Genomic DNA, 21972 nt, shown 5'->3' with positions numbered 1-21972 from the left:
GCCTTTGCAGCTTCCACCTGCTTATCCTTGACGATTTCGGCATGGAGCGTGGCACGGAATACGGTTTAGAGCAAGTCTATAACGTGATTGACAGCCGATACCGCAGCCAAAAGCCGCTGATTGTCACAACGAATTTGACGCTGGAAGAATTGCAGAACCCGGAGGACACCGCCCACGCCCGGATATATGACCGCCTTACGGAAATGTGTACCCCCGTCCGCATTACCGGGGAGAATTTCAGAAAAGCCAAAGCACAGGCGAAAATGGAACGCCTTAAAATGCTGCTGAACAGAAAGGAGAGCCTATGACCGACACCCCCAACAGAAACGCCGCCACTACCGCCCGCCGCCCGGATTGCGTGACCGAGGTACGCCGGGGGAATACCGTCCTTGTGGTTTCCGGCTATTTCAAACAGGACACCACCGCCACCGCCGCCGACAAGATGATGAAAGTGCTGGAAGCGGAAAGCGCAGCCGGGGGAACTGCCGCCCATGCCATGTGAAGTGACATTCCTTGCTGAAATTTATCCGACATTATGTGTCATAAAGTAACAAAAAGGACTGTACAGCCAGCCCCGCCCTATGGTATAATAGACATACGGAATAGTGGGCTGGCTGTCGGAAACGGAGGAAACCATGTTAAGACAGACCACCCAAAAAATCACCGCCCTTTATCCGAGGTTATCCCATGAGGACGAGCTGCAAGGCGAGAGCAATTCCATTAGCAACCAGAAGCGAATCCTTGAAAACTACGCAAAACAGAACGGCTTCGGCAATCTGAAATGGTACACGGACGACGGATTCTCCGGGGCAAATTTCCAAAGACCCGGCTTCCAGTCCATGCTTGCCGACATTGAAGCGGGGCTTGTGGGAACGGTTATCGTAAAGGATATGTCAAGGTTAGGGCGAAACTACTTACAAGTGGGAATGTACACGGAAATGATTTTCCCACAGAAAAACGTCCGTTTCATTGCAATCAATGACGGCGTTGACAGCGCACAGGGCGAAAATGATTTTGCGCCTTTGCGAAATATTTTTAACGAATGGCTGGTGAGGGATACGAGCAAGAAAATCCGGGCGGTAAAACGCTCAAAAGGCATGAGTGGGAAGCCTGTCACAAGCAAGCCCGTGTATGGCTACCTCATGGACGAGGACGAAAATTTCATCATTGACGAGGAAGCCGCCCCCGTGGTGAAGCAGATTTACAGCCTTTGCCTTGCCGGGAACGGACCGACCAAGATAGCCCGTATGCTTACGGAACAGGAAATCCCCACGCCGGGAACGCTGGAATACCGCCGGACAGGGAGAACCCGCCGCTACCACCCCGGCTACGAGTGCAAGTGGGCGGCGAACACCGTGGTGCATATCCTTGAAAACCGGGAATACACGGGCTGCCTTGTGAACTTCAAAACCACCACCCAATCCTACAAGTGCAGCAAGATTATCTACAACAGCGAGGACAAACAGGCAATCTTCGAGAACCACCACGAGCAGATAATCGATAAGGACACATGGGAGCGTGTGCAGGAGCTACGCAAGCAACGCAAACGCCCTAACCGCTATGATGAAGTGGGCTTGTTCTCTGGCATACTGTTTTGTGCGGATTGCGGCAGCGTCATGTACCAGCAGAGGTATCAGACGGATAAACGGAAACAGGACTGCTACATATGCGGCAGCTACAAGAAGCGCACGGCAGACTGTACGGCGCACTTTATCCGCACCGACCTCTTGACTGCCGGAGTGACCGAGAATTTACGGAAAGTCACCAGCTACGCCGCCAAGCATGAAGCCCGGTTTATGAAGCTGTTGACCGACCAGACCGAGGACGGGAGCAAACGCCGGAACGCCGCCAAGAAGAAAGAGCTGGAAGCGGCAGAAAAGCGGATTGCGGAACTCTCCGCTATCTTCAAGCGGCTGTATGAGGACAGCGTGGCGGGGCGCATATCGGACGAGCGTTTCATGGAGCTTTCGGCAGACTATGAAGCCGAGCAAAAGGAACTGAAAGAGCGTGCCGCCGTTCTGCAGGGCGAGCTTTCCAAGACGCTGGAAGCCACGGCAAACGCTGAAAAGTTTATGAAAGTAGTCCGCAAGTATACCAGCTTTGAGGAACTCACCCCTACCCTGTTGCGGGAGTTTGTGGAGAAAATCGTAATCCACGAATCGGAAGCCCTTGACGGGAAACGGCGGGGGAAGCTCCGCAGACAGGAAATCGAAATCTATTACTCTTTTGTCGGCAAGGTAGAATTGCCCGACTAAAGCCCGACCCGTCCGGCAGTCAGCCGGACAGGGAACGGCAAAATTTTTTACACTTCTTTTACTTCTTTATCTCACATGAGCAAAAAGCCAGGGCATGAAGCAGCTTATGGCTAAGTAGATGTAATCAAGAGAAGAAAGGAAAAGCACAATCCAGACGGAACCGGCGGTTGTGTCAAGAAATGTTTGTGGGATAGCAAGAATTTTGATATAATAGGAGCAGGAACCCCGTAACCGGGAGAAAGGCAGGAGGATAAATGCACATAAGCTATAAACCCCTCTGGCATACGCTGGTTGAGCGCAATATGAGGAAAGAGGACTTGCGGATTGCCGCCGGTCTTACCACAAATATGATTGCAAACATGGGTAAGGGAAAAAATATCAGCATGGAAACGCTGGTTCGTATCTGCGAAGCTCTGAATTGTGGCATTTTGGATGTGATAGAATTAGAAAAAGATGATAATAACTGAGCAAAAGACTAAGAAATCTCAGATTCTATGGAGATGATTATGAAAACATTATACCTTATCGGTGGGACAATGGGCGCTGGTAAAACGGCAGTAAGTCAGCAGCTCAAAAAGGACTTGCCAAATTCTGTCTTTCTTGACGGAGACTGGTGTTGGGATTCCAGCCCATTTCAGGTAACAGAAGAAACGAAAAAAATCGTAATAGACAACATTTGCCATTTGCTTAATAATTTTTTGAGTTGTTCGGTATATGAGAATATCATTTTCTGCTGGGTAATGCACGAACAAGCCATTATTGATTCTATTATCGAAAATTTGGATATAACCAACTGCGATGTGAAATGTATTTCACTTATTGTAGACTCTGATAATTTGATGAATAGGCTAACAAGAGATGTTCAGAAAGGTATTCGTAGTGCTGATGTTATTGAAAGAAGCATGGCAAGAATTCCTCTGTATCAAGCATTAAATACAATCAAAATAGATACAAACAACAAAACGATACCTATGATTTCAGATGAAATAAAACAACTTTAATTATCCGTAATAATTCAGCCAGCCGGAACCGGCTGGCTGTTCTGTTACTCCTTATGCTCCAACACTGCTTTTATCATGGCAAGTGCAAGCGCCTGTTTGCTGGGAGAAGTATCCTTCCAGAGTGCTTCTATCTCCCGGATGGTACTAATTTCATTTTCTTCCAGTTCGTCTTGCAGAAGATAATCCGGCGAGATTTTCAGAGCCTTGCAAATGTCTATGAATACCGGCAGGCTGGGCATTTTTACGCCGCCCTCAATCTGCCGGAGGTAAGTAGCGTTGATATTGCACATTTCCGAGAGCCGGTCAGCAGTTAAGCCCCGGTCTTTCCTTACTGCGTTGATACGCTTCCCTAATCCATTCTTTTCCATAGTCTACACCCATCTATTAGCTATCAGTTATCATTTTGTACACTTTAAGACTATAATATGATTGCTGTTTTCAATAGCTTCTGATAGACTATAAGATATTAGCTTATGGCTTTTTGGAGGGTATGGATATGAAAAATATATGGAGAAAGCTGCGGGAAAATTGGCTGGATTTCTGGGAAGATGATGAACTGGACATGGACAAAAAACATCTAAGCCAGAACGACAAGCGTTCCCTGCTCTATGGTGGTTTTATGATAGGGGCTGTCACATTTATTTTTCTCTCAATCGGGATTATGGTTGGAAATATATGGACGAACCACCGAAATCAAAAAGATATGGAAGAACTCTTAGGAACAATCGCTACCTACATGGCAACGGCCACTGATGATGAATACGAGGAAATCGCCCAAACTATCCGGCATGATTTAGTGTACAGCCAGTACGGGCAGGACATTGAAAATCTTATCCGTTATATCCCGAATACGGCTGACGGCTGCTGTCTGGAACGGGGCTTCCCTGAGCGTATCAATCTGGTTTTCCTGAATACCGGCGAAGCCTATGGGATGGAAATATTCGATGAAACCGAACCGATTGAAAGCCAACGGGAAAGAGGCGGCACAATGATTACCTCTGGATACGATGAAATCAGTGAAGCCCATTTGATGATGATGTCAAATCCCAACATGGACAGCGCCACCGCTTCCATTGACCGGGGACGGGGCATTGTGAGCGCCCACAAAATGAAAACGCATTTTTGTGATGATTGTATCCGGAAAATCCTGACTACCGTTGAAGATGAATTTATGGACGAGGCCGTAATCTATGACGCCGAGGAAAAGACCTTCTACCCTGTCACAGAAGGGGATTTACAAATTGGAGATTATTCTTTCCACACCTACTATGAGGATGGCGGCTATGAGATAAAAATTGCATATACCGGCGAATAAAAGACGCTGCCGTTGCAGGAACACCCATTCCCACAACGGCAGTTTTTATTTTCCCTTGCGCCGGAAGTTGAACGGGCTGTTTTTGATGTTCGGAGATTTTGACAGTATCTTTTTCAATATCTTCTGTTCATCCGGCGGCAGTTTGTAAAAGTCAATGCCGAGCATGTTGAAAATGACCGCCCACACCTTTCCGAGATAGTCCCCGGAGGATTGAATAGCTTTCCGAATATCTAACGCCACTTTTTTTGCAGCAGAATAATCCGGCGTACTGTCAATGTCATGCTCATGGGCTTTCCGTATGTCGTGGAGAATGGCGTCCCATGTTTTGTGCGTCACATGGCAGAAGAAATCTTCTTCCTTTACTTCTGCGGCAAGGATAGTCTTTGAATAGAAATCATTTTCTGCCTGTTTGTATTTCTGAACGATAGTCTGCCGCTGTTCTTCCAAAGACTCATAAAGGGTACGGAAAGTAGAGGTCGCATGACCGTCTATATAAATCTCCGTGTCGGTCATAAGCTGCTCAAATTTATCGTTGGTAGCAATCTCGCAAAGGAGCCGGTTGTTGATACGACCGCTTTTCAGCAGCGCCACCATTTCATCTGTCAAATGTAATTCCATTAAGGGCGTGTTGGCCTGCTCTCTGTTTTCTGTCCGGCACAGCAGATAATCAACGGACACCTGATAGAAGTCTGCCAGCGTCACAAGGTTGCCGTGGTTGATCTCCTTATAGTCGTTTGCTTCATAGCTGGCAAGGGCAGATTTTGAAATACCTGTCGCCTTTGATAATTCCTCCAGATTTAAGCCTTTATCCTTGCGTAGCTCCCAAAGACGTTCCTGTATGGTAGTCGCTCTCAGCATAGATTGTTCACTCCTTCCTGCGGCTGGCTGCCGCTGTTAATGCCATTATACCATACCCGTCCGCAATCGTGGAAATTTCCGTTTTTCTCCCCGAAATCCTACTTTGTGGATATACGGCACAGGGCACAAAAATGGTCTATGATACAGGTAGTTCATCGATGGATTATTCCAATCGAATGACCGGCCTGTATGGGATATGTCCCCCGGCGAAGTAGCGCAGCGACTTCCGGCAAGGAATTGGAGGAACCTTGACCGCAACGAGCGTACCAAAGGGGACAAAACGCCGCCGCAAGAACCGGGGGCAGGAACGACATCAGGGAGAACCGGCGAAAATGAACACCGAATTGATACCGAAACACAACAATCCGATAGGGCATAGTCTACCCTATCCGTAATACTGCGGGGGATTTCCGGGCGGCTCTATGGCTGTATTTTCCTTGAAAATCGCCCCGAAACACGACACTAAAATCTGCTATCCGTCTATTGCGGCTGTTACGGCTGAAATGGGCGGATTTTTGTTTAAGGAGGCACCATGCCGAGAATGCCGAAAAAGAGGAAGCTGGAGTTGTCCTTCTTCCTCAATGAACGGGGGCGGGTAACGTACAACGACCTTTGCCGGAAATGCCAGCGTACTTGTAAGCAGAGCTTCCGGGCGGTCATTGTAGACTGTCCCCATTATCTTTCCAAACGCTCAAAACGAAAAGTAAAGGAGGACACCGATTGAATGGAAGTTGAATTTATGACCGCAGACACCGCCCTGCCGCCCTGTATGCCGCTGCCGAGAGCCATGCTGCGGCTCCCGATCAGCAGCACCGCCAAGGTCATGTACGCCCGGATGTTGGATATGATTTTCCTATCCGGCATAGAGGACGCCAATGGGATTTTATTTATCCATTTCCCCATTGTGGAACTGGCGTCGGCACTTGCCCGCAGCGCCATGACCGTGAAGCGTTCCCTGAATGAATTAGAAGACGCCGGACTGATACTGCGAGTGCGTCAGGGCTTCGGAGAACCCAACAAGATATATGTACTCATTCCCAAGAAGGAGGACAACCGCTTATGAGTGAAAAGCTGGAAAAGCTCAATCAGGAGATAGAGAAAACGGAAAAGAAGCTGCGCTGGGCGGAGCAGGAGGAAAAACGCCTTATCCATCAGGCAAAGACGCTTACCCGGAAGGAACGGACGCACCGGCTTTGTACCAGAGCCGCCATGCTGGAAAGCTACCTTCCCCACCCGGGAGCCATCACGGATGAACAGGTCAGTTTGTTTTTGAAGCTGCTATTCCATAAAGACAGCACCCGGCAGCTTATGGAAAAAGTATTTGCCGGAACCGGCACAGCAAAGGAGGGCACAGAATGAAGATGGATTTTTCTAAAGACGAGCTGGCTATGGTCTATCAGTACGCCGCCGGTACAAAGGACGACACCCTTGCGGGGCTGAAAGAAATCGTGCCGGTTATCCGTGACCGGCAGACAAGGGAGATTGTGGAGAGTACCATCCGAAAGCTGGACGCCATCCCGGAGCCGGAGTGCCGCCGCTTTATCGCTGATACAAAACAGCACTTTATCCAGAAACGGGACAATTCCATCCGGCGCAGGCTTGCCGAAGCCAGGGCACAGACGAGGACGCAGAAGCCACAAACCAAGAGAAAGCAGCCAGACCGGGAACGGTCATAATCGCTTCCAGAGCCGCCGCCCGTGGGCTGCCCCTCTGGAAGAGGGCGCAACTATACACCGGTCGAGCCGGTGCGTTGCGCCCTGCCGGGGGCTTCCTGCGGAAAGCGGATGATTTCCAGCACACTTGCGGCTGCTTCCAATCATCACAGGGGACGCTGCGCTTCCCCTGCGCTGGCTTGTGCCAGCTACCCCTTTGTGTACTTACCGCCCGAAAACATTTTGCGCTGTAAGCTGTTCTCGTTTAGCAAGTTTACAATTCTTCTATTCCCAAAAGTGACCGGTCATAGTATAATAAAGCTAGCGACAAATCGGAATTGAATTTATGGAGGTGTTTTTATGAAAATTGGCGAAGTGGGTTTATTAACAAACGACGTACCAAGGCTTGCAGCCTTTTATAAACAACTACTTGAAATTGAAAATGACAGTAATGATGAAACCCATCAGTTTATTATTACCGAAGAAACCACTTTGACCATTTATAATGATGGGACAGAAAAGAATAATCAAAATCAGAATATTTGCTTAGCGTTTACTGTCGATGATATAGAAAAAGAATATGAAAAGGTATTAGCTATGGGAGTCAAAATTATCGAAGGCCCTACAAAACGACCTTGGGGTGCAATTAACATGAGTTTTTATGATCCTGATAATAACATGATTTTCTTTAGGAGTTTTCCAAAAAACAGCTAACTTCCCATTTATCGACCTGTCCATCATCGGGCCAACCTGACCCGAACTTTCAAAACTGAATATAGCCGCCACCAGCGGCATCACCGAGCAGGAAATCAGAAACGGTTTCTTGCTTTTCTTTTGCCCAAAATGAGGTGGCAAACCACCACTCTATCCAATCAAACACAGGAAGGAGGAAGCCGTTATGCCCTGTCCCCACCATGATATAAAAATCGTCCAGCGCAGCAACCGCCAATCAGCCGTAGCCGCCGCAGCTTACCAGAGCGGCGAACGGCTGTTTTCCGAGTACGACCAGAAGCAGAAATACTATTCCGAGAAACGAGGGATTGTTCACACCGAAATCATGCTGCCACCCCACGCCCCGCCGGAGTACGCAGACCGCAACACTTTGTGGAATGCCGCCGAAGCCGTAGAAAAACAATGGAACTCCCAGCTTGCCCGCAGGATCGTACTTGCCATACCGAGGGAAATTCCCCGGTCGCAGCACGCCGACCTGATCCGGGACTATTGCCGGGAGTTTTTCGTTTCCAAAGGCATGATTGCCGACTTTGCCATTCACGATAAGGGGGACGGGAATCCCCACGCCCACATCTTGCTGACCATGCGGGCAATGGACGAAACCGGGAAATGGCTTTCCAAGAGCCGGAAGGTTTATGACCTTGACGAGAACGGCGAGCGTATCCGGCTCCCATCCGGGAACTGGAAAAGCCACAAGGAGGACACCGTGGACTGGAACGACCAGAAATACGGCGAGATATGGCGGCAGGGCTGGGCGGCTGTCGCCAATCGCTATCTGGAAGCCAATGACCGCCCGGAACGCCTTGACCTTCGTTCCTATGAACGGCAGGGGCTTGATAAAATCCCCACCGTCCACATGGGGCCAGCGGTCAGCCAGATGGAGAAACGAGGGATACAGACCAACATCGGCAACCTGAACCGGGACATTACCGCCGCCAACCGGCTCATGCAGTCCATCCGTCAGATGGTGCGCCATCTGAAAGGCTGGATTGCAGACCTGAAGGAGAAAAAGGCCGCCCTGCTGGAAGCCTTGCAGGAAGCGAAGGAACCCACCCTGCCGGAACTGCTGAGCAAATATCTGGATTTGCGCCGGGAGGAGCGCACCGGCTGGACGAGCAAAGGCCAGCTCAAAGGCACTGTAAATGACTTCAACAAGGTAATGGAGGCCATCCGCTATCTGCGGGAAAAGGAGCTGTCCACCGTGGAGAGTTTGGACGCCTATCTGGATACCGTCAGCGGACAGGCCATTTCCATCCGGGAAGAGATGAAGCCGAAGGAAAAGCGCATGAAAGAGATCGACACCCTGCTTTCCCATATCGCTAACTTTGAAGCCCACAAGCCGGTTCATGCGGAATATGCCGCCATCCGGTTTAAGAAACCAAAGGAACAGTTTGCAGCCGACCGTCGGGACGAGCTGGACGCCTACAATGCCGCTGTCCGCTATTTCAAGGTGCATTTGGAGGGAACCAAGTACAGCACCAAAAAGCTGAATGAGGAACGGACGCAGCTTGCCGGAGAGGTGGCCGAGTACAGGGAACGCCTGTCGGCGTTGCAGGAGGATGTGAAGATTCTCCGGGATGTGCGCCACTGGCTCAATCAGGTGCTTCCGTCCGAGCAGTACCGCCAGACCGCCGAACCGGGCAAGAAACCGTCCATCCAGCAGGCGGTCAAAGGCCGGGCGCAGCGTATCCGGGAGGAACAGACCGAGAAACGCCAGCAGCCCCGCACAGAGAAAAAACAGGATATAGAACTTTAACAGGCGCTTGCCATTTTCTTTTCGAGAATGACAGGCGCTTTTCTTATTTTCAGGAGGATTTAGTTGAATGTATTTGAAGCTGTCAAGCAGTCTGTTACCACCAGGCAGGCTGCCGAGCATTTCGGAATCCGGGTGGGACGGAACGGGATGTGCGTCTGTCCCTTCCATGCAGACAAAAACCCAAGCATGAAGGTTGACCGGCGTTTTCACTGTTTCGGCTGTCAGGCAGACGGGGATGTGATTGATTTTGTTTCCCGTCTGGAAGCTGTCAGCCCCAAGGAAGCCGCCCTTATGCTGGCGCAGGCGTTTTCCATCCCTTATGAGGACAAGGAGCCGCCCCGTCACAGAAAGCCCCGGCAGGAAACCCCGGAACAGCGGTTCCACCGCATGGAACGCTATTGCTTCCGGGTGCTGTGCGATTACCGAAACCTGCTGCGCCGCTGGAAACGGGACTATGCCCCCAAGACACCAGACGAGGATTTCCACCCGCTGTTTGTGGAAGCCCTACAAAAGCAGGACTATGTGGACTATCTGCTGGATGTGCTGCTCTCCCCGGACATGGAGGAACGGGCAGCCCTTATCATCGACTGTGGAAAGGAAGTGAGCAATCTTGAAATACGAATGGAAGAGCTTGCCGCCGGAGATACGGCAGGCCGCAGAACAGACCATACAAGAAGCACCGCCGCCCCGGAGCGTTGAGGAAGTCAAAGCCATGCTGGAAAGCACCGAGAAAGGCGGCGTCCGCAACAGTATCCGCAACTGCCTGACCGTCTTTCAGAATGACCCGCTGCTTTCCGGGGCAATCGCCAAAAATCTGCTGACCGAGCGCACCGACATCATCAAGCCCATCGGCTACCACCGTACCGGCACCGCCATCACAGACACGGATATGAACTATCTGCTCCTGTATCTGGAAGAAACCTATGGGCTGACCAGCGAAAAGAAGATTGCCGCCGCCATCGGGATCGTTGCCAACGAAAACGGCTATCACCCCATCCGGGACTACCTGAACGGCCTTTCATGGGACGGAACCGAGCGTATTTGTACCTGCCTGCACCACTTTTTAGGAGCCGACAGCGACCAGTACACCTATGAAGCCCTGCGGTTGTTCCTACTGGGAGCCATCCACCGGGCATTTCATCCCGGCTGCAAGTTTGAGGTCATGCTCTGTCTGGTGGGCGGTCAGGGAGCTGGGAAATCCACCTTTTTCCGGCTGCTGGCCGTGAAAGACGAGTGGTTTTCCGATGACCTTCGCAAGCTGGACGATGACAATGTGTACCGCAAGCTGCAAGGCCACTGGATTATTGAGATGTCGGAAATGATCGCCACCGCAAACGCCAAGAGCATTGAGGAAATCAAGTCTTTTTTGAGCCGACAGAAGGAGGTCTATAAAATCCCATACGAAACCCACCCGGAGGACAGGCTGCGGCAATGCGTGTTCGGCGGCACTTCCAATGCCCTGGACTTCCTGCCCCTTGACCGTTCCGGCAACCGGCGCTTTCTGCCGGTCATGGTGTACCCGGAACAGGCGGAAGTTCACATTCTGGACGATGAAGCCGCTTCCAGAGCCTACATGGAGCAGCTATGGGCGGAAGCCATGACCATTTACCGCAGCGGGGATTTTGAGCTGTCTTTCAGCCCTGAAATGGTGCGCTATCTCAAAGAACACCAGGGGGATTTTATGCCGGAGGACACCAAAGCCGGGATGATCCAAGCATATCTTGATCGCTATACCGGCAGCATGGTGTGTTCCAAGCAGCTTTTCCGGGAAGCTCTGAACCGCCCCTTTGACGAGCCGAAACAATGGGAAATCCGGGAGGTCAACGACATTATGAATCATTGTGTCACAGGCTGGCACTACTTTTCCAATCCCCGGATGTTCCCGGAATACGGCAGGCAGAAGGGCTGGGAGCGTGAAACGAAAGCAACGGGCACCAGCAACAGAGCCGAAAAAATTCCGGAGGGATTTGTGGAGGTCACAGAGCAGATGGAGCTTCCTTTCTGAAAATCCTCCCCGTTGCCGACTTTGTTGCACTCCCGTTGCCGGGCTGGTTGCCGGAGAAAGCCCCATAACTGCGGGCTTTTTCCCCTATCAGCAACCAAAGCAACAGAAAAATAAAAGAAAATATAAATTGTAACCAAACCGCCAGACAGAGATGGTTTTGAAGTTTTTTGAAGCCCGTTGCCGGACTTCGTTGCCGACCTTCTCCTTGTCTGCCTATTCTATTATGGAGGATAACTGCCTATGGCAAAAACGAAAACAGAGATTCATGTTACCACAGTTTTTGACGGCGAGCTGGACGCAGCGGATGTCTTTGTGAGCCTGATTGCCCAAAAATTTGGGCAGAATACCGGCAAGGATAATCTTGTGAAAACACAAGATTTAGGGTATAATAAAGACGAGGTTCAGAAGAACCGTGTTCCGTCTGGATTGTGCGGGTAAACGGTTATGATGAACGGATACGAATACACAGGCATGGACGCAATTCTGGCGGGCAGCTTCCGGGCGGCCATCTATTGCAGGCTTTCCAAAGACGATGACCTTGACGGGGAGAGCGCCAGTATTGCCAACCAGCGGGATATGCTGGAAAGCTACTGCGAAAAGCAGGGATGGGAGGTTGTGGCAGTCTATCAGGACGATGGTTACACGGGGCTGAACATGGAGCGCCCCGACCTGAAACGGATGTTAAAGGCCATCGAGCGCAGGCAGATAAATCTTGTGATAACGAAAGATTTATCGAGGTTGGGCCGAAATTACTTGCAGACCGGCACACTGATCGAGGACTTCTTCCCTCGTCACGGCGTCCGCTATATCGCCATGAATGACGGTATCGACACCATGCGGGACAACAACGACATTGCGCCGTTCAAGAACATCCTGAACGAGATGTACAGCAAGGATATTTCCAAGAAGGTACATTCCTCGTATCTTCTGAAAGCCCAGCAAGGCCAGTTTACCGGCTGTGTGGCTCCCTTTGGGTATCGGAAAGACCCGGAGGACAAAAACCACCTGCTGGTGGACGAGGAAACCGCCCCCATTGTCCGGCAAATCTTCCTTTGGGCGTTGGAAGGACACGGCCCCAACTTCATCCGGCGCAGGCTGGAAGAACAGAAGGTGCCTTGCCCTACATGGTGGAACCGGGAACGGGGTTTCCGCAATGTCCGCACCAAATGGGAAAAGAAAGACCCGGAAAACGGGCGGTATATGTGGGACTTCTCTGTGATAAAGGACATCCTGATGAATCCCGTTTATACCGGGGCGATAGCTTCCCAAAAGAAGGACTACCGCTTCAAAATCGGCACCATTGGCGAGAAGAAGCCGCAGGACTGGATTGTGGTGGAGGAACGGCACGAACCGCTGATTGACAGCAAAAGTTTTGCCATCGTGCAGGACAAGCTGAAATCCCGCCAGCGCCCCCGGCAGAATGGGGAAACTAGCCTGTTTGCCGGACTTATCAAGTGCGGCGAGTGCGGTAAGTCGCTGACCATCCGCACCACCCACGCCAAGCACCCGCAGCAGATTTACGCCTGTAAGACCTATGGTGCGTTCGGCAAGAACCACTGTTCCCAGCACCGGGTGGAATACGATACCCTTTACCACCTTGTCCTGAACAAAATCCGGGAGTGCGCCAAGGCTGCCCTGACCGACGGGGAGGCCATTGCCGGGAAGCTGACCGACACCTGCGAAGCCGAGCAGAAAGGCCAGCGGGAAGCGTTAGAGCGTTCTCTTTCCAAGGACGAGGAACGGATCGAGGTGCTGGAAAAGATGGTGCTGCGGCTCTATGAGGACATGGTTGCCGGGCGGATCAGCGAAGCCAACTTCAATCTCATGCTGGACAAGACGCAGAAGGAACAGGCTGAACTGAAAGAACGGGTTGCACAGGGGCGCAAGAAGCTGGCTGATGAAATGCGGCTGGCTATGGACGCCAAACAATGGGTGGACGCCATTCAGGAATATGCCGACATCACGGAACTGGACGCAGCCACCTTAAACCGCCTGATTAAAGAAATCGTTGTCCATGAACACATCGACAGCGATAAGACACGACACATTTCTATCGAAATTCACTTCAATCTCAAACCCATCCCGGAGGTGGAACAGGTCAAGGGCTGACCTGTCCTTGCCGGGGCGGTTCTAAAACAATTCCATATATTTTTTGACACGCCGCCGCCCGCCATCGAGCAAGGTTTTACTCCTAATTAGGGATAAAACAGCTCATGGCGGGCGGCGGTGTCGCCCTTATCGGCATGACCCTTGTACCGCTGCTTTCCGGGCTGTTCGGTTAAGAAGCGCGGGTAAAGGCTTATGCAGAGCATACTTGACGCGATTAACGAATGGATAAAGGAAATCCTCATAGGAGCCATAAACGGTAATCTGTCAACTATGTTCGGGGACGTAAACGAGAAAGTCGGCACCATCGCCGCAGAGGTAGGGCAGACCCCGCAAGGGTGGAACGCGGGTATCTTCTCCATGATACGGACGTTATCGGAGAATGTAATCGTACCCATTGCGGGGCTTGTCATTACCTACGTCCTATGCTATGAGCTTATCAGCATGGTAACGGAAAAGAACAATATGCACGACGTTGACACTTCCATGTTTTTCAAGTGGGTGTTCAAGGCTTACGTCGCAGTCTATCTTGTGACGCATACCTTTGACATCACTATGGCGGTGTTCGATATGGCGCAGCACGTTGTTTCCGGCGCGGCGGGGGTAATCGGCGGTAGCACAGAGATTGATGTTGCCGCCGCCCTGTCGTCCATGCAGAGCGGGCTTGACGCTATGGAAATCCCCGAACTGCTCTTACTTGTCATGGAAACAAGCCTTGTGAGCTTGTGCATGAAGATAATGTCCGTACTGATAACCGTTATCCTCTACGGGCGCATGATAGAAATTTACCTTTACTGTTCGGTATCGCCTATCCCATTCGCAACAATGACTAACCGGGAATGGGGACAGATAGGAAACAACTACCTAAAATCCCTGTTCGCTATCGGTTTTCAAGGCTTCCTCATAATGATATGCGTCGGCATTTACGCGGTTTTGGTAAACAACATGATAATAGCGGACAACCTGCACAGCGCGATTTTTTCCCTTGCAGCCTATACCGTTATCCTCTGTTTCTCCCTGTTCAAATCCGGCGCACTGGCGAAGTCGATTTTCTCCGCGCATTAGCGGCGTGTCAAGGGTAGGGTGGAGATTTTCAGAGCGAAGCGGCGAAAATACGACCCGACCTTGACGCGGGAAAACCCCATAGAATAGGGACGGGCAAAGGGCAGAAATTGACCTTTGCCTTGATTACCCCTATGGGAACTTACAGCAGCACAAAACCCAGAGAAAGGAGGTTTTCACTTGGCGTATGTACCCGTACCCAAAGACTTATCCAAAGTCAAGACAAAAGTAGCGTTCAACCTTACCAAACGGCAGATTGTATGTTTTGCGGCGGCTCTCCTGTTCGGCTTGCCGCTTTTCTTTCTGCTTAAAGACAGCACAGGCACAAGCCTTGCGTCTATGGCTATGATTGCCGTCATGCTGCCCTGTTTCCTCTTTGCCATGTATGAGAAGCATGGACAGCCCCTTGAAGTGGTGGTGAAGAACATCATACGGACAAAATTCATAGCCCCTAAAGAACGACCATACAGGACAGACAACTTTTATTCCGTCTTAGAACGGCAGAGAAAACTTGAAAAGGAGGTATCAGCGATTGCAAAAGGAAACACGAAGAAACAGCGCGGCGGGAAGCGTAAAGCCTAACCCGCCCCGCAAGCTCACCCGCGCCGAGAAGAAGCAGATTGCGGAAATCATCAGACAGGCAAAGGGCGACGGGAAAGCCCACACCGCGCAGCAGACAATCCCCTATATCCAGATGTACCCGGACGGTATCTGCAAGGTTACGCAGCGCAAATACTCAAAGACCGTCGCCTTTGAAGATATTAACTATCAGCTTGCACAGGCAGACGACAAGACCGCCATTTTTGAAAACTGGTGCGACTTCCTAAACTACTTTGACGCTTCCGTTTCGGTGCAGCTCTCTTTCATCAATCAGGGGACGCAGCGGGGCGAAGCGGAAAAGGCGGTCAATATCCCAGCACAGGACGACGCTTTCAATTCTATCCGCACAGAATACCGGGATATGCTGCAAAACCAGCTTGCAAAGGGCAACAACGGGCTTGTCAAGGCGAAGTATATCACCTTTGCCATTGAAGCCGACAGTCTGGGCGCGGCGAAATCCCGCCTTGCCCGTATCGAAACGGACGTGCTGAACAACTTTAAGCTCTTGGGCGTAGCTGCCCGCCCCATGACAGGCTATGAACGCCTTAAAATGCTGCATGGCATTTTCCACCCGGAGGGCGGGCAGTTTGCCTTTGATTTTTCATGGCTTGCCCCGTCCGGGCTTTCCACAAAGGACTTTATCGCCCCGTCCTCTTTCCGTTTTGGCGAGGGGCGTTATTTCCGTATGGGGCGCAAAATCGGCGCGGTTTCATTCCTTGAAATCCTTGCGCCGGAGTTAAACGACCGTATCTTATCGGATATTCTGGACTTGGAAACGGGCGTTATCGTCAATCTGCATATCCACAGTATCGACCAGACCGAAGCCATAAAGACAATCAAGCGGAAAATCACCGACCTTGACAAAATGAAAATCGAGGAACAGAAAAAGGCGGTACGCAGCGGCTATGACATGGATATTATACCGTCCGACCTTGCCACGTTCGGCAGCGAAGCGAAAAATCTCTTACAGGACTTGCAGAGCCGGAATGAAAGAATGTTCCTCTTGACGTTCCTTGTGGTGAACATGGCAGACACAAAAAGGAAACTGGAAAACGACGTGTTCGCGGCGGCGGGCATAGCACAGAAGAACAACTGCGCCTTAACCCGCCTTGACTACCAACAGGAAGCGGGGCTTATGTCCTCTGTACCGCTTGGGGAGAACCTTATCCCCATTCAAAGGGGGCTTACCACGTCAAGCACCGCTATCTTTATCCCCTTTATCACACAGGAGCTTTTTCAATCTGGCGCGGCTTTATACTACGGCTTAAACGCCCTGTCTAACAACATGATACTCTGCGACCGCAAGCAGCTAAAGAACCCCAACGGCTTAATCTTGGGTACGCCGGGAAGCGGGAAATCCTTTGCAGCCAAACGGGAAATGACAAACGCTTTCCTCATTACCGACGACGACATAATTATCTGCGACCCGGAAGCAGAGTATTTTTCCCTTGTGCAGCGGCTTGACGGGCAAGTGATACGCTTGTCGCCTACGGGCAAGGGCATTGACGGGAAGCCCCAGTATGTGAACCCTATGGATATTAACCTTAATTACAGCGAGGACGACAGCCCCCTTGCGCTGAAATCCGACTTTATCCTCTCCCTCTGCGAGCTTGTCATAGGCGGCAAGGAGGGCTTGCAGCCCGTCGATAAGACCGTCATTGACCGCGCCGTTAGGAACGTGTACCGCCCTTTCCTTGCAGACCCCGCCCCGGAGAAAATGCCGATTTTGGGCGACCTCTACGACGAGCTTTTGAAGCAGCCGGAGCCGGAAGCGGCGCGTATTGCGGCGGCGTTGGAGCTGTATGTTTCCGGGAGCCTTAACGTATTTAACCACCGTACCAACGTGGAACTTTCTAACCGCCTTGTCTGCTTTGACATCAAGCAGCTTGGGAAGCAGCTCAAAAAATTAGGTATGCTCATTGTGCAGGACCAGGTATGGAACCGCGTCACCGTCAACCGGGCAGAAAGGAAATCCACCCGGTATTTTATGGACGAATTTCATCTTCTCTTGAAAGAGGAACAGACCGCCGCCTATTCCGTTGAAATCTGGAAGCGTTTCAGAAAATGGGGCGGCATACCCACAGCCATTACGCAGAACGTCAAAGACCTGTTGGCAAGCCGAGAAGTGGAGAATATCTTTGAAAACTCTGATTTTGTCCTCATGCTCAATCAGGCGGCGGGCGACCGGGCTATCCTTGCAAAGCAGCTCAACATCTCCCCGCAGCAGATGAAATATGTCACCCACACCGAAGCGGGCGAGGGGCTTATCTTCTACGGGAACGTGGTGCTGCCCTTTGTAGACCGTTTCCCGAAAGACACCGAGCTTTACCGGGTAATGACGACGAAGCCGGAGGAAGTAGGCGAAGCATGATAAAAAACGAAAAAAATATAAAACCACTGACACATTTAAGCCTGTTTACCGGGATAGGCGGCATAGACATAGCCGCCGAAGCCGCAGGCTTCACAACCGTCTGCCAGTGCGAATGGGCGGATTACCCAACCGCAGTATTGGAAAAGCACTGGCCGGACGTTCCACGTTTCAGAGATATACACACTCTGACAAAGGAGGCTTTTTATGAACGGACAGGAAAAAAAGAACTCACACTGCTCTCCGGCGGCTTCCCATGCCAGCCCTTTTCCAGTATCGGGCCAAAAAAGGGGTTTGAGGACACCCGTTACCTCTGGCCGGAAATGTGCCGCGTCATTAACGAACTCCGGCCCCATTATGTGCTTGGCGAAAATGTTGCTAACTTCATCAATATGGGGTTCCACAAAACGCTCATTGACCTGGCAAAGGCGGGATATGCTGTTTGGACATTCGTACTTCCTGCTTGTGCCGTCGGCGCATGGCATGAACGCAAGCGAACTTTTATCGTGGGGATTGATGTTTCCTACTCCCCTTGCCGCCGACACAGGCTCAAGGACAAGGACGGAACGGATAAGCATATCCCCAAACGGGGCGTTCCGCCGGAAGAAACGGGACGGGAGGTACTGGTCGGCGGGGCTTTCGGAAACAATCTATTTTCTGACGCCGGTAACAGACCCGTCCCTGCGCTTCAACCCGGAATGGGTGGAATGGCTGATGGGCTTCCCACAGGGGTGGACGGAAATATCCTCTGGTGCATAGAGCCTACGGATATTCCCCGGCTGTCCCCGAACACAAAGGACAGGTCAAAACGCCTAAAAACGCTTGGGAACGCCGTAGTGCCGGCACAGGTTTACCCAATCTTAAAATATATCGCGGACATGGAAACCGGGAAATGTTCGGAATGGTGCGTCTGGGAAAAGGAGGGGGCAGACCATGAAACAGTATAAATCCAGTGACAAGACCATGCTGAAAATGACCCGCGAGGGGGCTGTCGAGGTAAGCGCCGCCACCGGGAAAAAGAAACGTATCAGCAAGCGGATAAGGGACGCGGACTTTGCAAAGACCGAAGCACCGCAGCCGCCGGAACAGGCAGCGCAGCCCCTACCGGGCGGCGCAACTTCCCCGCCCTTAACCGACACGCCGCCACTTCCCCATGCGCCGGGGGCAGAACGGGAACAGGACACCGCAGCAGCCGAGCGCGTCTTGGAGCGTATCGACGGGGCGCGTACCAGAAAGGCGAGCAAAAAGGCAGCGAGGAAAGCACAGGCAGAAGCCACAGCAAAAGAAAAATCTTCCCGCTTGCAGTTTACCGACGAGGAACGGGCAACGCCGGAGCTTGAAAAGTATATCCGAAAATCGGACAAAGCAGCCGACCGTCTGGACGCGGCAAAGGCGGCTATCCCCAAAGAAAAGAAACTTGTACGGGAGCGCACCTTTGACGAAGCCACCGGGAAAGGCAAGACCCGCCTACGCTTTGAGGAACGGGAAAAGCCCATAGGAAAGAACAAGCCCCACAATAACCCGCTATCCCGCCCCGCACAGGAAGCGGGTATTTTCGTCCACAACAAGATACATTCCGTTGAAAAGGACAATTCCGGCGTTGAGGGGGCGCACAAATCCGAAGAACTGGCAGAGCGCGGCGCAAAGTACGGGGCGCGGAAAGTCAAGGAGGGCTACCGCAGCCACAAGCTCAAACCCTACCGGGCGGCGGCAAAGGCAGAGAAAGCGGCGTTCAAGGCGAATGTGGATTTCCAGTACCACAAAGCCCTGCATGACAATCCGCAGATTGCAAGCAATCCCCTTTCCCGCTTCATGCAGAAACAGCAAATCAAGCGGCAGTATGCAAAGGCAGCGAAAAAAGGGGGCGCAAAAACGGCGCAGAAAGCCGCAGAGAACACCCGCAAGGCAGCAAAGAAAACAGCCGAGGAAACCAAACGGGCAATCGCTTTTGTAGGGCGGCACCCGGCGGGCGTATGTATCGCCGTTGCCGCGCTGCTCTTATTCATCATGGTATCGGCGGGGCTTTCCTCTTGCGGCTCTATGTTCTCCGGCTTGATGAACGGCATACTTGGGACTTCCTACACGTCGGAGGACAGCGACCTTGTGGCGACGGAAAATAATTACGCCGCAAAGGAAAACGAGCTTCAGCAGCAGATTGACAATATCGAAAGCACCCACCCCGGCTATGACGAATACCGCTATGACCTTGACAGTATCGGGCATAACCCCCATGAGTTAGCGTCCTACCTCACCGCCCTTTTACAGACCTACACCCCGCAGAGCGCACAGGCAGAACTAAACCGCGTCTTTGCCATGCAGTACACTTTGACGCTGACGGAAGAAACGGAAATCCGCTACCGCACAGAAACAAGCACAGACCCGGAAACCGGGGAAACGACCACCGAGGAAGTACCCTACGAGTACCATATCCTCAACGTGAAGCTGACGAACAAGCCCATTTCCGAGATTGCGGAGGAACTTCTAACGCCACAGCAGCTTGAAATGTACCGCGTCTATCTGGAAACAAGCGGCAACAAACCGCTGATTTTCGGCGGCGGCTCCCCCGATATGGGCGCGTCCGAGGATTTAAGCGGCGTACAGTTTACAAACGGCACACGCCCCGGCAACACCGCCGTTGTAGACCTTGCGAAGCGGCAAGTCGGCAACGTAGGCGGGCGACCCTTTTGGAGCTGGTACGGCTTTAACAGCCGCGTGGAATGGTGCGCCTGTTTCGTTTCATGGTGTTACAATCAAGCCGGAAAGAGCGAGCCGCGCTTTGCCGGGTGCCAGTCACAGGGCGTACCCTGGTTCCAGTCACGCGGGCAATGGGGCGCAAGGGGCTATGAGAATATCGCCCCCGGCGACGCTATCTTTTTTGACTGGGACGGGGACGGGAGCGCAGACCATGTAGGGCTTGTTATCGGAACGGACGGGGAGCGCGTCTATACCGTCGAGGGCAATTCCGGCGACGCCTGCAAGATAAAGAGCTATCCCGCCAATTATGGCTGTATCAAGGGCTACGGCTTAATGAATTGGAACTGACAACAAAAAATTGAAAATCTGAAAGGAGAAATTGATTTATGGCTATGAACAAAATTGAACGTATCGACAAGGAGATTGCAAAGACCCGCGAGAAAATCACCGAGTACCAGAATAAATTAAGGGGGCTTGAAGCGCAGAAAACCGAAGCGGAAAACCTGCAAATCGTACAGCTTGTGCGCTCCATGCGCCTTTCCCCGCATGAGCTTTCCGCTATGCTTTCCGGGGGCGGTATTCCGGGCATGGAAGCCGCGCCGGGCTACCCCGCAGAACCCGCAGACCATGACAACGAAGAAATGGAGGACACCGAGAATGAATAAGAGCAAATTTATCCGCAGCTTTTTTGTGCTGCTTACCACATTTATCTGTATGGGCGGCTTTTCCGTCACCGCCTTTGCACAGACCCCGGAGGGCGAGGACGCTACCAATGACAGCGGCGTTGTCTACGAGGAACCCCAAAAGGAAGAACCCCTCACCCCGGACGGGAACGCGACCCTTGTAGACGATTTCGGCGGCAACAAGCAGCTTATCACCGTAACAACCAAAAACGGCAATTACTTTTATATCCTCATTGACCGGGACGACGAGGGCGAGGACACCGTACATTTCCTTAATCAAGTGGACGAAGCCGACCTCTTAGCACTTATGGAGGACGGAAGCACCGAAACAGCCCCGCCCGCCGTTTGCAGTTGCACCGAGAAATGCGAAGCCGGGAAAGTAAATGTGAGCTGCCCCGTCTGCAAGGACAACATGACCGCTTGCAGCGGCAAGGAAGCGGAGCCGGAAACCGAAGAACCAACGGAGCCGCCCAAAGAAAAAGGCAATACGGGCGGGCTTGTGCTTTTCCTTGTCGTGGCACTTCTTGGCGGCGGGGGCGCGTTCTATTATTTTAAGTTTATGAAGCCGAAGCAAAACGTCAAGGGCGACACCGACCTTGAAGATTTCGATTTTGACGATTACGACGAGGACGAGCCGGAGCCGGACGAGGGGGACGGGCTTTCTGATGAAGAACAGGAGGACGAGGAAGCATGACCCTGTTTACCGACAATCCCTTTGAAAAGATGATGATTCAAAGACCGGGCGGGCGGCGTGACAATGCGCCGCCCGTTCCCCATTCCCCGGCTTGCGCTTCCTGTCCGTACAAAGGGCAGCTCCCTTGTGTGGGCTACTGTCTGAAACAGGTACAGGAGAAAAAGGCAAGCGAGCCGGAACGCTGAAAGGAG

General features: G+C 51.8%; 28 protein-coding genes and 1 pseudogene. 26 read left to right on the top strand and 3 right to left on the bottom strand.

Going from position 1 to position 21972, the window contains the following annotated elements:
- From NSB25_RS19810 to NSB25_RS19790, 5 genes are all read left to right on the top strand, one after another.
- On the top strand, positions 1-308 hold a 308-nt coding region (locus tag NSB25_RS19810), incomplete at its 5' end, for an ATP-binding protein (protein WP_172455311.1).
- On the top strand, positions 305-502 hold the full coding sequence (locus NSB25_RS19805; RefSeq protein WP_016227620.1) for a transposon-encoded TnpW family protein: 198 nt from the start codon (positions 305-307) through the stop codon (positions 500-502). The genes NSB25_RS19810 and NSB25_RS19805, both read left to right, overlap by 4 nt.
- 133 nt (positions 503-635) lie before the next feature.
- Positions 636-2255, top strand: coding sequence for a recombinase family protein (locus NSB25_RS19800; protein ID WP_257479303.1), 1620 nt, complete (start codon positions 636-638; stop codon positions 2253-2255).
- Positions 2256-2509: 254 nt separating this feature from the next.
- A complete protein-coding gene (locus tag NSB25_RS19795) occupies positions 2510-2722 on the top strand; it encodes a helix-turn-helix domain-containing protein (protein WP_103242497.1) in 213 nt (70 codons plus the stop codon).
- A gap of 39 nt (positions 2723-2761) precedes the next feature.
- Entirely contained in the window at positions 2762-3256 is a 495-nt protein-coding gene (locus NSB25_RS19790; protein ID WP_103242499.1) for an AAA family ATPase, read from the top strand.
- A gap of 44 nt (positions 3257-3300) precedes the next feature.
- Here NSB25_RS19790 and NSB25_RS19785 read toward each other — a convergent pair whose 3' ends face one another.
- Entirely contained in the window at positions 3301-3624 is a 324-nt protein-coding gene (locus NSB25_RS19785) for a helix-turn-helix domain-containing protein (protein WP_103242496.1), read from the bottom strand.
- A gap of 128 nt (positions 3625-3752) precedes the next feature.
- Here NSB25_RS19785 and NSB25_RS19780 point away from each other — a divergent pair, with 128 nt between their 5' ends.
- On the top strand, positions 3753-4571 hold the full coding sequence (locus tag NSB25_RS19780; protein ID WP_103242495.1) for a hypothetical protein: 819 nt from the start codon (positions 3753-3755) through the stop codon (positions 4569-4571).
- Between the two features lie 45 nt (positions 4572-4616).
- On the opposite strand, the gene NSB25_RS19775 is transcribed toward NSB25_RS19780, so the two are convergent.
- Positions 4617-5429: a helix-turn-helix domain-containing protein gene (locus NSB25_RS19775; RefSeq protein WP_103242494.1), complete on the bottom strand. Its 813-nt coding sequence runs from the start codon at positions 5427-5429 to the stop codon at positions 4617-4619.
- Between the two features lie 248 nt (positions 5430-5677).
- On the opposite strand from NSB25_RS19775, the gene NSB25_RS19770 reads away from it, so the two are divergent.
- The 6 genes from NSB25_RS19770 to NSB25_RS19745 all read left to right on the top strand — a co-directional run bounded on the left by NSB25_RS19770 (position 5678) and on the right by NSB25_RS19745 (position 7795).
- Positions 5678-5824, top strand: coding sequence for a hypothetical protein (locus NSB25_RS19770; protein WP_172455310.1), 147 nt, complete (start codon positions 5678-5680; stop codon positions 5822-5824).
- A 137-nt stretch (positions 5825-5961) separates the two neighbouring features.
- Complete coding sequence (locus tag NSB25_RS19765) at positions 5962-6153, top strand: hypothetical protein (RefSeq protein ID WP_172455309.1); 192 nt, start codon at positions 5962-5964, stop codon at positions 6151-6153.
- Positions 6154-6492, top strand: coding sequence for a DeoR family transcriptional regulator (locus tag NSB25_RS19760; RefSeq protein ID WP_103242491.1), 339 nt, complete (start codon positions 6154-6156; stop codon positions 6490-6492). It abuts the gene before it with no gap.
- Positions 6489-6788 carry a DUF3847 domain-containing protein gene (locus tag NSB25_RS19755; RefSeq protein ID WP_103242490.1) on the top strand — a complete coding sequence of 100 codons (300 nt, stop codon included), beginning with the start codon at positions 6489-6491 and terminating at the stop codon, positions 6786-6788. Before NSB25_RS19760 ends, NSB25_RS19755 begins: the two co-directional genes overlap by 4 nt.
- The gene (locus NSB25_RS19750) at positions 6785-7105 is read left to right on the top strand and encodes a transposon-transfer assisting family protein (protein ID WP_103242489.1); all 321 of its coding nucleotides are present in this window, start codon (positions 6785-6787) and stop codon (positions 7103-7105) included. The genes NSB25_RS19755 and NSB25_RS19750 overlap by 4 nt, the downstream gene beginning before the upstream one ends.
- Positions 7106-7441: 336 nt before the next feature.
- On the top strand, positions 7442-7795 hold the full coding sequence (locus NSB25_RS19745) for a VOC family protein (protein WP_103242487.1): 354 nt from the start codon (positions 7442-7444) through the stop codon (positions 7793-7795).
- A gap of 49 nt (positions 7796-7844) precedes the next feature.
- On the opposite strand, the gene NSB25_RS19740 is transcribed toward NSB25_RS19745, so the two are convergent.
- Positions 7845-7997 carry a hypothetical protein gene (locus NSB25_RS19740; protein WP_172455308.1) on the bottom strand — a complete coding sequence of 51 codons (153 nt, stop codon included), beginning with the start codon at positions 7995-7997 and terminating at the stop codon, positions 7845-7847.
- Between NSB25_RS19740 and mobQ the strand changes: the two genes are divergently transcribed.
- The 14 genes and pseudogenes from mobQ (at position 7980) to NSB25_RS19670 (ending at position 21966) form a co-directional block, all read left to right on the top strand.
- Positions 7980-9569, top strand: coding sequence for a MobQ family relaxase (mobQ, locus tag NSB25_RS19735; RefSeq protein WP_103242486.1), 1590 nt, complete (start codon positions 7980-7982; stop codon positions 9567-9569). The two genes, NSB25_RS19740 and mobQ, sit on opposite strands and share 18 nt — an antisense overlap.
- Before the next feature lie 63 nt (positions 9570-9632).
- Positions 9633-10268 (top strand): CHC2 zinc finger domain-containing protein, encoded by a 636-nt coding sequence (locus tag NSB25_RS19730; RefSeq protein WP_103242485.1) that lies wholly within the window; start codon positions 9633-9635, stop codon positions 10266-10268.
- 13 nt (positions 10269-10281) lie between these two features.
- Positions 10282-11574 carry a virulence-associated E family protein gene (locus NSB25_RS19725; protein WP_103242484.1) on the top strand — a complete coding sequence of 431 codons (1293 nt, stop codon included), beginning with the start codon at positions 10282-10284 and terminating at the stop codon, positions 11572-11574.
- Between the two features lie 240 nt (positions 11575-11814).
- The gene (locus tag NSB25_RS19720) at positions 11815-12012 is read left to right on the top strand and encodes a hypothetical protein (RefSeq protein WP_103242483.1); all 198 of its coding nucleotides are present in this window, start codon (positions 11815-11817) and stop codon (positions 12010-12012) included.
- Positions 12013-12018: 6 nt separating this feature from the next.
- Positions 12019-13683: a recombinase family protein gene (locus tag NSB25_RS19715; protein ID WP_103242482.1), complete on the top strand. Its 1665-nt coding sequence runs from the start codon at positions 12019-12021 to the stop codon at positions 13681-13683.
- Positions 13684-13772: 89 nt separating this feature from the next.
- A pseudogene (locus NSB25_RS19710) lies at positions 13773-13856 on the top strand (Maff2 family mobile element protein); the annotation flags it as partial.
- A gap of 19 nt (positions 13857-13875) precedes the next feature.
- Positions 13876-14745, top strand: a complete 870-nt coding sequence (locus NSB25_RS19705) for a VirB6/TrbL-like conjugal transfer protein, CD1112 family (protein ID WP_103242481.1) — start codon at positions 13876-13878, stop codon at positions 14743-14745.
- A gap of 177 nt (positions 14746-14922) precedes the next feature.
- Positions 14923-15324, top strand: coding sequence for a PrgI family protein (locus NSB25_RS19700; protein WP_009447135.1), 402 nt, complete (start codon positions 14923-14925; stop codon positions 15322-15324).
- Positions 15275-17713, top strand: a complete 2439-nt coding sequence (locus NSB25_RS19695; RefSeq protein ID WP_103242480.1) for a VirB4-like conjugal transfer ATPase, CD1110 family — start codon at positions 15275-15277, stop codon at positions 17711-17713. Before NSB25_RS19700 ends, NSB25_RS19695 begins: the two co-directional genes overlap by 50 nt.
- A complete protein-coding gene (gene dcm, locus NSB25_RS19690; protein WP_103242479.1) occupies positions 17710-18657 on the top strand; it encodes a DNA (cytosine-5-)-methyltransferase in 948 nt (315 codons plus the stop codon). Before NSB25_RS19695 ends, dcm begins: the two co-directional genes overlap by 4 nt.
- Before the next feature lie 25 nt (positions 18658-18682).
- On the top strand, positions 18683-20752 hold the full coding sequence (locus tag NSB25_RS19685; RefSeq protein ID WP_257479304.1) for a C40 family peptidase: 2070 nt from the start codon (positions 18683-18685) through the stop codon (positions 20750-20752).
- Positions 20753-20790: 38 nt separating this feature from the next.
- Positions 20791-21069 (top strand): DUF4315 family protein, encoded by a 279-nt coding sequence (locus tag NSB25_RS19680; RefSeq protein WP_009003586.1) that lies wholly within the window; start codon positions 20791-20793, stop codon positions 21067-21069.
- Entirely contained in the window at positions 21062-21781 is a 720-nt protein-coding gene (locus NSB25_RS19675; protein WP_103242735.1) for a DUF4366 domain-containing protein, read from the top strand. The genes NSB25_RS19680 and NSB25_RS19675 overlap by 8 nt, the downstream gene beginning before the upstream one ends.
- Complete coding sequence (locus tag NSB25_RS19670; RefSeq protein ID WP_004607959.1) at positions 21778-21966, top strand: hypothetical protein; 189 nt, start codon at positions 21778-21780, stop codon at positions 21964-21966. Before NSB25_RS19675 ends, NSB25_RS19670 begins: the two co-directional genes overlap by 4 nt.
- Positions 21967-21972: the final 6 nt, after the last annotated feature.

The organism is Acetatifactor muris, assembly GCF_024623325.1.
Lineage (GTDB): Bacteria > Bacillota > Clostridia > Lachnospirales > Lachnospiraceae > Acetatifactor > Acetatifactor muris.
The sequence above is the reverse complement of the archived record's forward strand: the minus strand, read 5'-3'. Positions and strand labels throughout refer to the sequence as shown.

Coding starts and splice junctions, on each gene's coding strand:
- NSB25_RS19755 (WP_103242490.1), top strand. CDS start 6,489: ATGAGTGAAAAGCTGGAAAAGCTCAATCAGGAGATAGAGAAAACGGAA.
- NSB25_RS19675 (WP_103242735.1), top strand. CDS start 21,062: ATGAATAAGAGCAAATTTATCCGCAGCTTTTTTGTGCTGCTTACCACA.
- NSB25_RS19715 (WP_103242482.1), top strand. CDS start 12,019: ATGATGAACGGATACGAATACACAGGCATGGACGCAATTCTGGCGGGC.
- dcm (WP_103242479.1), top strand. CDS start 17,710: ATGATAAAAAACGAAAAAAATATAAAACCACTGACACATTTAAGCCTG.
- NSB25_RS19760 (WP_103242491.1), top strand. CDS start 6,154: ATGGAAGTTGAATTTATGACCGCAGACACCGCCCTGCCGCCCTGTATG.
- NSB25_RS19800 (WP_257479303.1), top strand. CDS start 636: ATGTTAAGACAGACCACCCAAAAAATCACCGCCCTTTATCCGAGGTTA.
- mobQ (WP_103242486.1), top strand. CDS start 7,980: ATGCCCTGTCCCCACCATGATATAAAAATCGTCCAGCGCAGCAACCGC.
- NSB25_RS19685 (WP_257479304.1), top strand. CDS start 18,683: ATGACCCGCGAGGGGGCTGTCGAGGTAAGCGCCGCCACCGGGAAAAAG.
- NSB25_RS19780 (WP_103242495.1), top strand. CDS start 3,753: ATGAAAAATATATGGAGAAAGCTGCGGGAAAATTGGCTGGATTTCTGG.
- NSB25_RS19720 (WP_103242483.1), top strand. CDS start 11,815: ATGGCAAAAACGAAAACAGAGATTCATGTTACCACAGTTTTTGACGGC.
- NSB25_RS19765 (WP_172455309.1), top strand. CDS start 5,962: ATGCCGAGAATGCCGAAAAAGAGGAAGCTGGAGTTGTCCTTCTTCCTC.
- NSB25_RS19745 (WP_103242487.1), top strand. CDS start 7,442: ATGAAAATTGGCGAAGTGGGTTTATTAACAAACGACGTACCAAGGCTT.
- NSB25_RS19750 (WP_103242489.1), top strand. CDS start 6,785: ATGAAGATGGATTTTTCTAAAGACGAGCTGGCTATGGTCTATCAGTAC.
- NSB25_RS19705 (WP_103242481.1), top strand. CDS start 13,876: ATGCAGAGCATACTTGACGCGATTAACGAATGGATAAAGGAAATCCTC.
- NSB25_RS19775 (WP_103242494.1), bottom strand. CDS start 5,429: ATGCTGAGAGCGACTACCATACAGGAACGTCTTTGGGAGCTACGCAAG.
- NSB25_RS19790 (WP_103242499.1), top strand. CDS start 2,762: ATGAAAACATTATACCTTATCGGTGGGACAATGGGCGCTGGTAAAACG.
- NSB25_RS19795 (WP_103242497.1), top strand. CDS start 2,510: ATGCACATAAGCTATAAACCCCTCTGGCATACGCTGGTTGAGCGCAAT.
- NSB25_RS19680 (WP_009003586.1), top strand. CDS start 20,791: ATGGCTATGAACAAAATTGAACGTATCGACAAGGAGATTGCAAAGACC.
- NSB25_RS19670 (WP_004607959.1), top strand. CDS start 21,778: ATGACCCTGTTTACCGACAATCCCTTTGAAAAGATGATGATTCAAAGA.
- NSB25_RS19740 (WP_172455308.1), bottom strand. CDS start 7,997: ATGGTGGGGACAGGGCATAACGGCTTCCTCCTTCCTGTGTTTGATTGG.
- NSB25_RS19725 (WP_103242484.1), top strand. CDS start 10,282: ATGCTGGAAAGCACCGAGAAAGGCGGCGTCCGCAACAGTATCCGCAAC.
- NSB25_RS19785 (WP_103242496.1), bottom strand. CDS start 3,624: ATGGAAAAGAATGGATTAGGGAAGCGTATCAACGCAGTAAGGAAAGAC.
- NSB25_RS19805 (WP_016227620.1), top strand. CDS start 305: ATGACCGACACCCCCAACAGAAACGCCGCCACTACCGCCCGCCGCCCG.